General features: G+C 70.7%; 8 protein-coding genes. 5 read left to right on the top strand and 3 right to left on the bottom strand.

The features are described 5' to 3' along the window. The first annotated feature begins 7 nt into the window (after positions 1-7). A complete protein-coding gene (locus EOE66_RS19720; protein WP_128230446.1) occupies positions 8-1,810 on the top strand; it encodes an ATP-binding response regulator in 1,803 nt (600 codons plus the stop codon). 54 nt (positions 1,811-1,864) lie between these two features. On the opposite strand, the gene EOE66_RS19715 is transcribed toward EOE66_RS19720, so the two are convergent. Continuing rightward, on the bottom strand, positions 1,865-4,855 hold the full coding sequence (locus EOE66_RS19715) for a TonB-dependent receptor plug domain-containing protein (protein ID WP_128230445.1): 2,991 nt from the start codon (positions 4,853-4,855) through the stop codon (positions 1,865-1,867). A 219-nt stretch (positions 4,856-5,074) separates the two neighbouring features. Here EOE66_RS19715 and EOE66_RS19710 point away from each other — a divergent pair, with 219 nt between their 5' ends. Beyond that, complete coding sequence (locus EOE66_RS19710; protein WP_128230444.1) at positions 5,075-5,908, top strand: hypothetical protein; 834 nt, start codon at positions 5,075-5,077, stop codon at positions 5,906-5,908. A gap of 15 nt (positions 5,909-5,923) precedes the next feature. On the opposite strand, the gene EOE66_RS19705 is transcribed toward EOE66_RS19710, so the two are convergent. Then, positions 5,924-6,694 (bottom strand): PEP-CTERM sorting domain-containing protein, encoded by a 771-nt coding sequence (locus EOE66_RS19705; RefSeq protein WP_128230443.1) that lies wholly within the window; start codon positions 6,692-6,694, stop codon positions 5,924-5,926. A 248-nt stretch (positions 6,695-6,942) separates the two neighbouring features. Between EOE66_RS19705 and EOE66_RS19700 the strand changes: the two genes are divergently transcribed. Next, positions 6,943-8,103 carry a DSD1 family PLP-dependent enzyme gene (locus EOE66_RS19700; RefSeq protein WP_128230442.1) on the top strand — a complete coding sequence of 387 codons (1,161 nt, stop codon included), beginning with the start codon at positions 6,943-6,945 and terminating at the stop codon, positions 8,101-8,103. A gap of 37 nt (positions 8,104-8,140) precedes the next feature. On the opposite strand, the gene pepF is transcribed toward EOE66_RS19700, so the two are convergent. Beyond that, positions 8,141-9,955: an oligoendopeptidase F gene (gene pepF / locus EOE66_RS19695; protein WP_128230441.1), complete on the bottom strand. Its 1,815-nt coding sequence runs from the start codon at positions 9,953-9,955 to the stop codon at positions 8,141-8,143. Positions 9,956-10,121: 166 nt separating this feature from the next. On the opposite strand from pepF, the gene EOE66_RS19690 reads away from it, so the two are divergent. Together EOE66_RS19690 and EOE66_RS19685 are read left to right on the top strand one after the other, a co-directional pair. Further along, the gene (locus tag EOE66_RS19690; RefSeq protein ID WP_164885189.1) at positions 10,122-12,065 is read left to right on the top strand and encodes a PAS domain-containing hybrid sensor histidine kinase/response regulator; all 1,944 of its coding nucleotides are present in this window, start codon (positions 10,122-10,124) and stop codon (positions 12,063-12,065) included. A 100-nt stretch (positions 12,066-12,165) separates the two neighbouring features. Beyond that, positions 12,166-13,335: an efflux RND transporter periplasmic adaptor subunit gene (locus tag EOE66_RS19685; RefSeq protein WP_128230439.1), complete on the top strand. Its 1,170-nt coding sequence runs from the start codon at positions 12,166-12,168 to the stop codon at positions 13,333-13,335. Position 13,336 lies beyond the last annotated feature (1 nt).

Raw genomic sequence — 13,336 nt, 5'->3', positions numbered from 1 at the left:
GCCCAGCATGTCGGCCGGCACCGCCCCTGAAGTGCGGGCCCTGCCCGTGATGAACTGGCCGCTGTCGAGCGAGCAGCTCGATGCCATGGTGCGTGCCACCTGGCTGACCGTGTTCATGGGCTCGCTGTACGCGTTGCTGGTGGCGCTGCCTTTCGTCGGGCTGGTGCCCGACCGCGTGCTCGTGGTGTGGACCGCCCTCTTCGTGGCGGTGCGCGTCGCGCGCCTTGTGGCGGCCCGTCGCTGGCAGGCCACCCCTCCCGCCGGGCGCGACCTGCGCATGTGGTCGTGGTCCATGGCCCTCAACGCCGCGGCGCAGGCGGCGCTTTGGGGCTTCGGCAGCTGGTGGCTGATGGCGCCGCAGCAGCCCGCGGCCGAGGCCGCCCTGCACCTGGGCCTGAGCATCGTCACGCTGACGAACGTGCAGACGCTGGCGCGCACCTACCCGCTGCTGTTCTTCTACACCTTGCTGGTGATGGGACCGCTGGCCCTGCGCGACCTGTGGCTGGGCGGCTTGCACACCATGCTGGGTGGCATGGCGGTGCTGGTGGGCACCTACGCACTCGTCAGCGGCCTGCAGCACGCACGCGCCCACAACGAGACACTGCGCCAGCGACAGCGCAATGCCGAGCTCATCGCCGCACTTCAGCAGGAGGTGGAGGCCCGCACCGCTGCACAGGCGCGCGCCGAGCAGGCCCATGCGGAGAAGGCGCACTTCCTCGCCGCTGCAGGGCACGACCTGCGCCAGCCGCTGAACGCCATCGGCCTGCTGGCGCAAGCCCTGCCGCAAGAGCAAGCCGGCCCGCCGCTGGCCTTGGCCGCGCAGCGCATCTACGGTTGCGTGGAGCAGATGGGCGACATCGTCGACGGGCTGATGGAGCTTTCGCACCTGGACGCCGGCACGGTGCAGCCGCAGCTGGCCCCGCTGGACCTCGCCGGGCTGCTGCAGTCTCTGGCGGCGCAGCATGACGAGGCAGCGCGCCGCAAGGGCCTGCGACTGGAGCTGCAGCTGCACACCGACGCATCAGGCCTGCACACCGTCAGCGACGCGCGGCTGCTGCGCCGCGTGCTGGACAACCTGGTCTCCAACGCCGTGCGCTACACCGAAGCCGGTTCGGTGGTGCTGCGTGCCGTGGCCACGCAAGAGGCGGTGCGTGTGGAGGTGGTGGACACCGGCGTGGGCATTGCCGCCGCCGAGCTGGAACGCGTCTTCGAACCTTTCTACCAGACCGGCAACCCCGGGCGCGACCAGCGCCACGGCCACGGCCTGGGGCTGGCCATCGTGCAGCGGCTGGGGCGCCTGCTGGGCCTGGGCCTGCGCGTGAGCTCGGTGCCGGGCCAGGGCAGCTGCTTCACGCTGCACCTGCCGGCGGCCCGGCCCGCATCGCCCCAGGTTGCGAGCGCTCCCGCCCCCGCCCCTGACGCCGCCGATGTGCTGCACGGCCGGCGTGTGCTGGTGGTGGAAGACGACCCCGCCTCGGCCGAGGCGCTGACCTTGCTGCTGGGCCGCTGGGGCTGCCAGGTGCGGCAGGCGCAGTGCATGACCACCGCCCTGGCCGCCCTGCGGCCCGAATGGCAGCCCGAGTTCGTGGTGGCCGATCTGCGCCTGGCCGAAGGCGACGACGGCTGCCTCACCGCGCTGCAGTTGCGTGCCGCCGTCGGCGGTCATCTGCCCGCGGTGCTGGTGACCGGCGAACTGGGCCACGCCCGCGCCGAAGCGGCGCGCGCCGAAGGCTTCACCGTGCTGGGCAAGCCCTTGCGGCCTGCGCAGCTGCGGGCCTGCATGAACGACGCCTTCGCGCGCAGGCCTTGAAACGAAAAAGGGGCCGGCGTGGCCGGCCCCTCCCCCTGCGCGCTCAGCCAGCGCTCAGAAGCTCGCCCGCAGGCCCAGGTAGTAACGGCGGCCGATGGCGTCGTAGGTACCGGCATCGGTCTCGGTCCCCGTGACGCTGCTGGGCACGCCCGAAGGAATCAGCGGGGCCTTGGTGCCGGTGGCGTTGTCGATGCCCGCGTAGAGCTGCCACTGCTTGGTGACGCGGTAGCCGAACTGCAGGTCGAGGTAGGCCTTGGCCGGCACCGTCACGCTGCCAGCCGGCACGCGGCCGCGCGGCGCGAAGTTGGAGGCCAGGAACTGGTCGTCCACCGCCGACTTGCCGATGTAGGTGGTGGTGCTGCGGATGCTGAAGTTGCCGAACTCGTAGCCCAGGTCGAAGGCGAACTTGTGCTCCGGCGTGCCGATCTCGCCCGCGAACTTGTCGCGCGCGGCACCGATGGCGGGTATTTCGTAGCCCTCCTTCATCCAGGTGTAGGCCAGGCGCGTGCTCAGGCGGCCGGGGCCCAGCAGCAGGCTGTAGCTGGCCGTCAGGTCCAGGCCTTCCACGCCTTCGCCACCGCCGTTGCTGTCCTGGCTGTCGAGGAAGCTGATGGAGCCGGCGCTGTTGGGCCCCACGGCGTTGGCGCGGCGCGTGACCAGGCGGCAGAACGAGGCATCGCCGCTGTAGCACTGCGTGAGGATGAACTGTCGCGGTGTGGCCGTGATGGCGTCGGAGATGTCGATCTTGAAGTAGTCCAGCGTCACCGACAGGTTGCGCAACGCGGGCACGCCGCTGGGCGTGAACACGATGCCGGCGGTGAACGAACGGCCCTTCTCCTCCTGCAGCGCCGGGTTGCCGCGGTCGAAGCCGCTGATGCCCTGCAGGTCGGCCTGCGTCGCGCGGAAGCTGCCGTTGGCGGCGATGTTCGCGTTCACGCCCGGTGCGGCGCGGCAGCGCTCGGCCGTGACGCCGGTGCTGGTGGCCGTCACGCCGACGCAGGGGTCGGTCAGTCCGGCCGGGAAAGTCTGGCTCGGCGGTGCGAAGAGCTCGTTGATGTTGGGGGCACGGGTCGACTGCGTGCGCGAGAGCCGCACCTTCACGTCGCTGTTGACGGCCCACTCCAGGCCCGCGTTCCAGCTGGTGGTGTTGCCCACGGTGCTGTAGTCGCTGCCGCGAGCGGCCAGCACGCCGGTGAGCTGCTTGACGAAGGGCAGGTTCTTCAGCAGCGGCAGGCGCGTCTCGAAGAAGACCTCGCTCACGTCGAAGCTGCCGCGCGTGGCCGGGATGGCGTTGCCGGCGTTCAGTCCCGACTGCTGCAAGGCGTCGAACTCGCTGCGCGAATTTTCCTTGCGGTACTCCACGCCCGCGGCGTAGCCCACGGCGCCCGCCGGCAGCGTGAAGGCCTCGCCCGAGATGCTCAGGCCCGCCACGCGCTGCGAGGTGGAGGTGCTCAGCGAGCCCGGCGCCTGCACGTAGTTCAGGGCGGCGGGGCTCACGGCACCGCGGCCGAAGACGTTGATCGGCACGCAGCCCTGCGCGCGCGCATTGGCGTCACGGCAGATGGCCTCGGTACGGTTGCCGTCGCCGTCGATGTCGTTGGTGTCGGGCAGCGCGTCGAGCGCGTAGCGGAAGTTCAGCACGTTGACCTGGCCGCCGGAGGTCTGCGATTCCTTGGTCACGCCATAGCCCACGAAGGCCTCGTAGGCCAGGCTCGCGCCGAAGTCGCCCTTCACGCCGGTGACGAAGCGGAAGTTGTCGCGCTCGGCGCGGTTGCCGCGGTTGCCCACTTCCGACATGCGGCGGGTGAAGTAGTAGTCGGGAATGCCGTCGCCGTCGGTGTCGCTGATGTCGTTCCAGATGTGGTCGGGCACCAGCGGGTTGCGCACCAGCACGCCACCCACCAGCGCGCCGGCCGGCACCTGGCCGCCGCTGGCCGGCAGGATGTCGTCGGAACCCAGGGGATAGGGTTCCAGTTCGGTGCTGCTCCTGCTCTGCGCGTAGCTGCCGTCGAGGTAGACCGAGTGCGAAGGCGCGAACTCGTGTTCGGCCTTGGCGGCGAAGAGCGCGCGCTTGATGGGCAGCGCGATGGTGCGGAACTCGCTGCGGTTGAAGCCCGTGGCTTCGCCGCGCGTGCCGTTGGTGTCTTCACGCACCACCTGCCCGGCGCGGTTGTAGGTGAAGGCGTTGGTGCCGTTGTAGCTGTCGGTGAAGAAGTAGCCCTGCGGCACGAAGCTCGAGAAGAAGGGGCGCTGGGCCGTGAACAGGTCTTGGGGCCGGCGTGCGGTGGCGTCGCCGCGCGCGCCCACCGAGAACTGGTCGACCGCCGAAGGTGCGCGGTCGCGCGAGTACACCGCACCCTGCTCGCTGACGGCCAGGTGCCCCATCAGCGAGGTCTTGCCGTTGTTGCCCGTGGTGCCGAAGGTCAGCGAGAACTTCTTCTTGCGGTCGTCGCCCTCTTCGCTCTGGCCCACCTGCAGGTCGGCGGCCACGCCCTCGAAGCTGCGCTTGAAGACGATGTTCACCACGCCGGCCACCGCATCGGAGCCGTAGAGCGACGAGGCGCCACCGGTGAGGATCTCCACGCGTTCGATGAACTCGGTGGGGATGTTGTTCAGGTCCACCGCCGAGCTGCCCGGCACGCCGGCCACCGTGCGCTTGCCGTTGATGAGCACCAGCGTGCGCGATTCACCGAGGTTGCGCAGGTTCACCGTGGCCACGCCGGCGCTGGCGGTGGAGAAGTTCGAGTTGGTGCGGCTGATGGCCGGGCTGGCGGCGATGGGGTTCTTCAGCAGCAGGTCCTGGATGTTGACGGCACCCGACTTGGCGATGTCGTCCGACGAGATCACCTGCAGCGGCGAGGGCGACTCGGCGCTGAGCGAGCGGATGCGGCTGCCGGTGACCTCCACACGCTCGGCCGGTGCCGCCTGCGGGGAGCTCTGGGCCGAGGCAGTGCCAGCCAGGCCGAGCACCAACAGGGGGCCGAAGGCCGCAGAGGCGGCCAGCAGGTGAAGGGTTCGCTGCGTGCGCGTGGACAAGTGCTTCATGGTCTTGGGCAGCCGGTGCTGCGTAGTGGTGCGAGCCAGCAAGACTTCCAGCGCGCGCCCCCTGCGGCGATAGCCCGAAGGGGCAGTGTGGCGTGCCCAATGCAAGGCCGCAGCGTCTGCCCGAGAGGGCAGTGGCGATGACGCCGTCCCTCGCATCGAATGCCGGGCCCAGAGCGCCTGAACGCGCCCAGCCCCGGAACCACCTCGCATGTGCACGTCATGAATCTGCGGCAACTCAGGCAGCACTGGCGCCAGCGGCGCCTGGCGCGGCAGCTGCGAGGCCCGGCCCAGCAGTTGCGGCAGGCTCTGCAGGCCTTGCAGGCAACGACGCAGCCCTTCCCGGTGCTGGTGGTGGCCTACAACAACGGTGTGCATGTGGTGTCGATGGTGCGGCAGCTGCGCGAGCGCGGCCTTCGGCCCATCGTCATCGACAACGCCTCCGACGACCCTTTCACCGTGCACACCCTGCAAGGCCTGCATGCCCGCGGTGAGGCGTGGTGGGTGCGCTGTGCCCACAACCACGGCCACCAGGTCGGCTTTCTGCCGCCGCTGTATGCCGAGCTGCCCGCGCTCTTCGCCTACACCGATCCCGACCTGCAGCTCAACGCCGCGCTGCCGGCCGACTTCTTGCAGACCCTTTGCGAACTGACCGAGCGTTACCGCGTGTTCAAGGCGGGCTTTGCGCTGACACTGGAGACGCCGGTGCCCGCACCGCTGGTGCAGACGCGCCAGTGGCTGCAGACGCGGCGACCCATTCCCTACGAGGCCTGGCTCTCGGTGCCCGAGTGGGAGGCACCCTATTGGCGCTTCAAGCTGGAGGGCGAGCCCTGGCCGGTGTATGCCGCGCACGTGGACACCACCTTCGCGGTCTGCAACAAGTCCCACTACCGCGGGCACTTCACCGATGGGGTGCGCGTGGCTGGGCCGTTTGCTGCGGTGCACCTGCCTTGGTTCCCGAGCCTTGACCCGATGGACGCTGCCATGCGGCGGCGCTACCTGCGTCGCAACCGCTCGTCCACCTGGACATCCGCGGGGGTCGGCCCCGCGGCTTGACGCAGGCTGGCGCGCTCAGGCGCGCGAACGCATCCTGGTGGCGCGGGCCGCCACAGCCAGGCCCAGCACCGCCAGTGCCAGCGAGCCGGGCTCGGGCACCGGTTGGCTTTCGGCCATGCGCAGCACCAGGCGTTGCGGGCTGTTCAAGAGCCCGCCGCTGGCGCCCGGCTCGTCGTTGGACGTGGCGAAGAGATAGCCCTCACCCTGCACCGCCGCGCCCAGCGAGAAGTAGCCGTCGCCGGGCTGCGCCAGGCGGGCATTGAGGGCGCTGAGGGCCTGCGCGTTGAGCTCGAAGGCGAGGATGTCTTCGCCATCGCCTTGGACGACCTGGAAGCTGCCGTAGCTGGTGCCGCTGCCCAGGTCTTCGAAGATGCCCGGGCTGAAGAGGCCGTCGCGCGTGGCCGAGAGTTCAGCGGCCGTGGCGGTGGTGTCCCAGAAGCCCAGGTTCACCGTGCCTTGCTGCTGGTAGCGGCGAAGTTCGATCCGTGCGCCCAGCACGGTGCCGGTGAGCGACTGCAGACTGAAGGAGAAGAAGCTGCGGTACTCCTCGCCGGGCCCGAACAGCCCGGTGATGTGGTTGTCGTTGAAGGCATTCTCGTTGGCCGAGACCGAACTCAGCCAACCCTGGTTGTCCGCGCCGGGCCTGATCTGTGCCTGCGAGGTGGTGAGCACCACGGTGCTGGCCTGGGACCAGGCGCCAGCCAGGCCCAGGCTGATCAGGAGCATGCACTTGGGCACGGCGGTGCGCCAGGCGCGGGCGGTGAAACGGGGGGTGTGGAGGGACATGTCGGTGCTGCGGAAGTTGAAGAGACCCGGTGATCGGAGCGCGCCCTGCGCGCCCGAGCGCGGAGACCCATGGTGTCCCGCCGCAGCCCGGGGCGGAACAGCACTTCAGGACAGGATCGACCGCCCCTGCGGGGGCTGGGCAACAGGCTGCGGGGGCCTGCGTTCCGGCGCCATGCGGTGATGCCGGTGCGGGCCCGTCAGAATGGGCGGGACCCAGACCGACCGCAGCACACCATGGAGCCGATGTCATGACCTCTGTCGCAGGCCGGCGCGCGCCGGCCCGGGTGGGCGACCCCGTGGCCGCCATCGACACGCCGGCGCTCGTGATCGATCTCGACGCGATGGAGCGCAACCTGGCCGCGATGGCTGCCTTCGCGCACGCACAGGGCTTGCGGCTGCGCCCGCATGCCAAGACGCACAAGAGTGCGGCCATCGCTCAACTGCAGCGGGCCGCCGGTGCCGTGGGCGTGTGCGTGCAGAAGCTGAGCGAGGCCGAAGCCTTGGCCGAGCAGGGCGTGCCCGACCTCTACATCAGCAACGAGATCGTCGACCCAGCCAAGCTCGCGCGGGTGGCGGTGCTGGCAGGCCGTGTGCGGCTGGCGATCGCCGTCGATTCGCACCTTGGCATCGACCGCCTGGCGGCCGCGCTGAAGGCCGAAGGCACCGAGGTGGATGTCTTCGTGGAGATCGATGTCGGGCAGGGCCGATGCGGCGTCGCACCGGCCGATGCCGGCGCCTTGGCGCTGCGCGTGGTGTCACACGGCTTGCGGTGGGCGGGTTTGCAGGCCTACCACGGCGGTGCGCAGCACTTGCGATCGGCCGCTGAGCGCAAGGCCGCGATCGAACACGCCGCCGGGGCCGTGCGCGCCGCGAAGGCCAGCCTGGCGCTTGCGGGCCTGGCGTGCCCGTTGGTCACTGGCGCGGGGACCGGCACCTTTGCGCTCGAAGCCGCCAGTGGCCTGTGGGGTGAACTGCAATGCGGCAGCTATGTCTTCATGGACCGCGATTACGCCGACAACCACCTCGGCCCAGAGCCCCTGGGCGCGGCGCCGGTGGCCTTCGAGCACGCGCTGTTCGTCAAGTCGCAGGTGATCAGCGTCGGCGCGGCGCATGCCGTGGTGGATGCGGGGCACAAATCGCACGCGATCGATTCGGGCATGCCCAAGGTCTGGCAGGGCGGCTTCGAGTTCCGCAACGGCGGCGACGAGCACGGCATCCTGACCCCGGTGCTGCACACGGAGCCCGGCGCAGCTGCGCTGCCGTCGCTGGGCGACACCGTCTGGCTGATTCCCGGCCACTGCGACCCGACCGTGAACCTGCACGGCAGCTACGTCGGCGTGCGGGGCGGGCTGGCCCAGGGCGTCGTCGAGACGGTCTGGCCGGTGGATGCCCGCGGCTGCCTGACCTGAAAAGCAGGCGGGGTGGCAGTGCAGGCCGCAGCCGCGGTCACGCTGCGTCGGTGGCGAACGAAACCTCCAGCTCATCGATCAAGCGGCCGACGTACGCGACCGCGTCGCGGATGGGCTGCGGCGAACCGAGGTCGACGCCGGCCCACCGCATCAGTTCGAGCGGCGTGCGCGTGCCGCCGGCCTTCAACACCTGCAGCCAGCGTTGCAGCGCGGGGGCGCCTTCTTCCTGCACCCGCAGCGCCATGGCGGTGGAGGCCACGAGCCCCACCGAGTAGGTGTACGGATACAGCCCCATGTAGTAGTGCGGCTGGCGCATCCAGGTCATGCGCGCGCCGTCGTCGATCTGCACCGTGTCGCCCCAGAAGCCTTCCAGGATGCGGCCTTGGCAGTCGTCGAGCACCGAGGCCGTGATCGAGCCGCCCTGCTCGGCCCGGGCGTAGACCTGCCGCTGCAGTTCGGCTTCGAGCAGGTGGGTCACGAAGTTGTGGTGGTAGGTGCCCAGCACCTGCATGATCACCGTGCGCCGCAGGCGTTGTTCCTGGCTGCGGCCCAGGATGTGCTGCGCCAGCAGCATCTCGTTCATGATGGACGGCGCCTCGATGAAGGGCATCGCCGGGCGCGTGTTGACGAAGCGCTGGTGTTTCATGGCCAGCGCGAAGTGTCCGCCGTGCCCGAGTTCGTGCGCGAGCGTGAACACGTTGCGCATCGTGTTCGACCAGGTGATCAGGATGTAGGGGTGCACGCCGTAGGGCGACGAGCAGAAGGCCCCCGAGGACTTGCCCACGTTGTCGGCGCGGTCGACCCAGCGCTGGGTGAGTGCGCGCCGCACGAAGGCCAGGTAGTCCTCGCCCATCGGCGCCAGCGCGTCCAGCACCAGCTGGCAGGCCTCGTCCCAGGGCATGGGCGGGTTGTAGGCCGGGTCCAGCGGGGCCTTGATGTCGCAGTACAGCAGGCGGTCCAGGCCCAGCACGCGCTGGCGCAGCCGCGCGTAGCGCTGCATGTGCGGCGCGAGTTCGGCCTGGATGATGTCCAGGATGTTGCGGTAGAGCTGCTGCGGGATCTTGTGCGGCTGCAGCAGGTAGGCCTCGGCGCTGGCATGGCCGCGCAGCCGGGCGAGCGCGACGTTCTTGCTGACCTCGGTGGCGAAGGTGGCCGCGCTGGTGTGGTGGTGGGCCCGCAGCCCTGCGGTGAACGAGGCCCACGCGCCGCGCCGCACATCGACATCGGCATGGGTCTCGAAGCGCGATTCGTAGGCGTTGAACGAATTGGCGTGAACCTCTCCCCGCGCGTCGGTGAAGGGCGCGAAGCGCATGTCGCCGAACTTGCACCGACCGTAGACCATGTAGGGCGCATTCAGCACCTCGCCCAGCGCTGCCAGGGCTTGCTCCGTGGCGGGGGTGAGTTGATGGGGCCGCTGCGCCAGCAGGTCGTCCAGCGGCACGTCGAAGGCCGCCAGGCCCGGTTCGGCCTGCCGCAAGGCCTGCAGCCGCCCTTCGGGCAGCGCCAGGATCTCCGAGTCGATGAAGCTCGTCGCCGCATCCACGCGGGCTTGCAGCGCCGCCACACGCGCCGTCGCCGCCTGGTGCGGCGGGTGGGTCGCGTCCTGCGCGTTGCGCAGGTAGGCGAAGGTGCTCAGGCGCACCAGCCGGGCCCCCAGCGTCTCGGCGTCGGTCAGGCAGGCCAGCAAGGTGGCGCCGTCCTGTCCCAGCCGGCCCTCGTAGGCGGCCAGAGCGGCGCGCGCTGTCTCGATGGCTTCGAACTCGACCTCCCAGGCGGCTTCGCTGGCAAAGAGGTCCCGCAGGTCCCAGGTGGTTTCGACGGGGACTTCTGCGCGTGATGGTGTGGCGGGCATGGCTTGAGGGGCTGGGCGGGTGAGAGCAGAAAGGGGGGGTTGCCGGGCGGCGGGTCGCTGCAGCGCCAGCACGGGGCCCCGCAGACTCTAGCGCCCCCACACACGCCCGACCCGCCTTCGCGGGGGGCCAAGCCAGACGCACGGGCTGCGTCGTATGCTCGCGGGCATGGCCCTTGATCCGTCCGCCACCGAGGGCACTGTGTCGCGCGACCTGCTGTACCGCAGCCTCTTCGAGCATTCGCCGATGGAGGTGCACATCTGGCAGCTGGTCCGCGACGAGCAGGGCGCCCTCCTCACCTGGCGCCTCGTGGAAGCCAACGCTGCCGCGCTGAAGGCCTGGGGGCTCCGGCTCGAAGACGCGGTGGGCAGGACCGCGGGGGACCTCTTTCCTGACGCCGACACCGTGGCCACGCTGCGCCCGATGGTCGAGGAGATCATGGCCAGCGGGCAGCCCTTGCAGTGGGAGCGGGCCTTCGCGGGTGCGCAGCAGATCTTCCGCATGATGAGCATCCCGGTGGGCGACTGTTTCATCAGCACCGGCTTCGATGTCACGGCCGAGCGCCAGCGGCAGCAGGCGCTGGAGCATGCGCTGCAGAGCGTCACCCAGGCCACGCTGGCCGGTGGCGTCGGGCTGTGGGACTGGGACCTGCGCACCAACGAGGTTCACTACTCCGACGCCTGGAAGCGCCAGCTCGGCTACGCCCCCGACGAGGTGGCCGATTCCTTCGAGGAGTGGCGTGTTCGCGTGCATCCCGACGACCTGGAACCGACCCTGGCCGCGGCGCAGGCCAGCCTGGAAGACCCGGGCCAGCCCTATGACGTGATCGTGCGCATGCGGCACCGCGACGGTTCGTACCGCTGGATCCTCGGGCAGGCCTCGGTGCTGCGCGACGAGGCCGGGCGTCCGCGCCGCATGGTGGGCTCGCAGATCGACATCACCGAGCGGCGGCGGCTGGAAGACCGGGTGCGCGAGGCGCAGAAGCTCGAATCGCTGGGCACGCTGGCCGCGGGCATTGCGCACGATTTCAACAACCTGCTGACGGCGGTGCGCGGCAATGTCTCGCTGCTGCGCGCCATGCCGCTCGCGCCGCCCGAGGCGGACGGCCTGCTGAAGGTGCTGGAAGATGCCACCGGGCGCGCCGCTGCGCTCACCAAGCAGCTGCTGACCTTCGCCAAGGGCGGTGCGCCGGTGCGCGAGGTGGCGTCCATCGGCGAGTTGATCGTCGATTCAGCCACCTTCGTGGCCCGCGGCTCGAAGGCGCGGTGCGAATTCGCCATCGCCAGCGACCTGGCCGCCGTCCATGCCGATGTGGGTCAGCTCAGCCAGGTGATCGGCAACCTCGTCATCAACGCCATCCAGGCCATGCCGCAGGGCGGCGCCATCCGCATCGGGGCCGGCAACACGCGGCTGGGGGCCGAGCATGCGTCGGGCCTGCCGGCCGGGCCCTATGTGCAGATCACGGTGGCCGACGAGGGCGGCGGCATCTCGCCGGCCGACCTGCCGCACATCTTCGACCCTTTCTTCACCACCAAGCCCCAGGGCAGCGGCCTGGGGCTGTCGACTTCGTACGCCATCCTGGCGCGTCACGGCGGCCGCATCACGGTGGAGTCGACCCTGGGCCAGGGCAGCCTCTTCACCCTGTTCCTGCCCGCCACCGACGCGGTGCCGCGCGCGCCGGCGGTGCCGTGCGCCGTGGCCGGCACGGGCCGCATCCTGGTGATGGACGACGACGAGACCATCCGCGTCTTGGCCCAGCGCATGCTCGAACGCCTGGGTTATGCCGCCGATGCCTGCGGCCACGGCGAAGAGGCGCTGGCGCTGTACGGCCGGGCCCGGCAGGCGGGCCAGCCTTACGACGCCGTGATCCTCGACCTGACGATCCCCGGGCACGAAGGCGGCGCGCAGGTGCTGGCGCGGCTGCGCGCGCACGATCCGCAGGTGGTGGCCATTGTGGCCAGCGGCTATGCCGACGACGACGTGCTCGCCCACCATGAGGCCCACGGCTTCCGCGGCCGCCTGCAGAAGCCTTTCGACCTGACGACGCTCAGCGTCGAACTGGCGCGGGTGCTGGGGCTGGCGCCGTCCGGGGGCGCGCGCAGCACGGCTTGAAATCCTGAGGCAACATGGGGGTTCTAACCTCCATGTTGAACGTCCTCGCGGCCCGCGGCGGGCGTCACGGCCGCCGGCCCTCCCCCGGAAAGATCCACCGATGAACAAGTCTTCCTTCGCCCCCCTGGGCCTGGCCGCGCTGTTGCTGGCCTGCCTGCCCGCTTTCATGGGGTGCAGCGACCCCGCTGGTGCACAAGGCGGCCCGCAGGGCCCGGCGTCGGTGAGCGTGGTGCCGGTGGTGCAGCGCACCCTGGCCGACAGCGAAGAGTTCAGCGGGCGCATCGAAGCCGCCGAGTACGTGGAGATCCGCCCGCGCGTGGCCGGCGTCATCGACCGCGTGCACTTCACCGACGGCGCCCTGGTCGGGCGCGGCCAGCTGCTCTTCACCGTCGACCCGCGGCCCTACGCGGCCGAGGTGGCGCGGCTGGAGTCGCAGCTGGCGGCCGTGCGCACGCGCGCCGAGCTCGCCGCCGCCGAGCTGGCGCGGGCCGAGAAGCTGCTGGCCGCCAAGGCCGTGAGCCGCCAGGAACTCGACCAGCTCGCCGCCAGTGCGCGCACCGGCGCCTCTGACATTGCCGCGGCCGAGGCCGCGCTGCGCGTGGCCCGGCTGAACCTGGAGTTCACGGCCGTGCGCGCGCCCATCGCGGGCCGCGTTTCGCGCGCCCTCATCACGGCGGGCAACCTCGTCAACGAACAGGCCGTGCTCACCTCCATCGCCGGCGTGGCGCGCGTGCACGCCTACTTCGACGGCAGCGAGCAGGCCTTCCTGCGCATCCGCGCCGCGGGCGAGAAGGCGCCGGCCGTGCGCATGGCGCTGGCCAACGAAGAGGGTTACCCGCACGTGGGCAAGCTCGACTTCATCGACAACCGCCTGAACGCGCAGACCGGCGCCATCCGCCTGCGCGCCAGCTTCGACAACGCCAAGGGCCAGTTCGTGCCCGGGCTGGCGGCGCGGCTGGTGATGGCCACCAGCGCGCCCTACAGCGCCATCCTCGTGCCCGAGCGCGCCATCGGCACCGACCAGACCAAGAAGTTCGTCGTCGTGGTGGGCGCCGACGGCCAGCCGCAGTTCCGCGAAGTGCAGCTCGGCGCGCTGAAGGACGGCATGCGCGTGGTCGGCGGCGGCAAGCTCAAGCCGGGCGAGAACGTGGTGGTGGAAGGGCTGCAGCGCATCATCCCCGGCGTGCCGGTGGCGCCGCAGGTGCTGAAGGTCGACGAGCGCGGCCTGCCGCCGCCCGCGGCGCCGGCCCAGGCCGAGAAGAAGGCCTGAG

Source organism: Rubrivivax rivuli (genome assembly GCF_004016505.1).
Classification (GTDB): domain Bacteria; phylum Pseudomonadota; class Gammaproteobacteria; order Burkholderiales; family Burkholderiaceae_C; genus Rubrivivax; species Rubrivivax rivuli.
Note: the sequence above shows the minus strand (reverse complement) of the source record. Positions and strands in the feature narration are given on the sequence as shown.

Bases quoted from the DNA above. Each gene is read 5' to 3' on its own strand.
- EOE66_RS19720 (WP_128230446.1), top strand. From the start codon at position 8: ATGTCGGCCGGCACCGCCCCTGAAGTGCGGGCCCTGCCCGTGATGAAC.
- EOE66_RS19715 (WP_128230445.1), bottom strand. From the start codon at position 4,855: ATGAAGCACTTGTCCACGCGCACGCAGCGAACCCTTCACCTGCTGGCC.
- EOE66_RS19710 (WP_128230444.1), top strand. From the start codon at position 5,075: ATGAATCTGCGGCAACTCAGGCAGCACTGGCGCCAGCGGCGCCTGGCG.
- EOE66_RS19705 (WP_128230443.1), bottom strand. From the start codon at position 6,694: ATGTCCCTCCACACCCCCCGTTTCACCGCCCGCGCCTGGCGCACCGCC.
- EOE66_RS19700 (WP_128230442.1), top strand. From the start codon at position 6,943: ATGACCTCTGTCGCAGGCCGGCGCGCGCCGGCCCGGGTGGGCGACCCC.
- pepF (WP_128230441.1), bottom strand. From the start codon at position 9,955: ATGCCCGCCACACCATCACGCGCAGAAGTCCCCGTCGAAACCACCTGG.
- EOE66_RS19690 (WP_164885189.1), top strand. From the start codon at position 10,122: ATGGCCCTTGATCCGTCCGCCACCGAGGGCACTGTGTCGCGCGACCTG.
- EOE66_RS19685 (WP_128230439.1), top strand. From the start codon at position 12,166: ATGAACAAGTCTTCCTTCGCCCCCCTGGGCCTGGCCGCGCTGTTGCTG.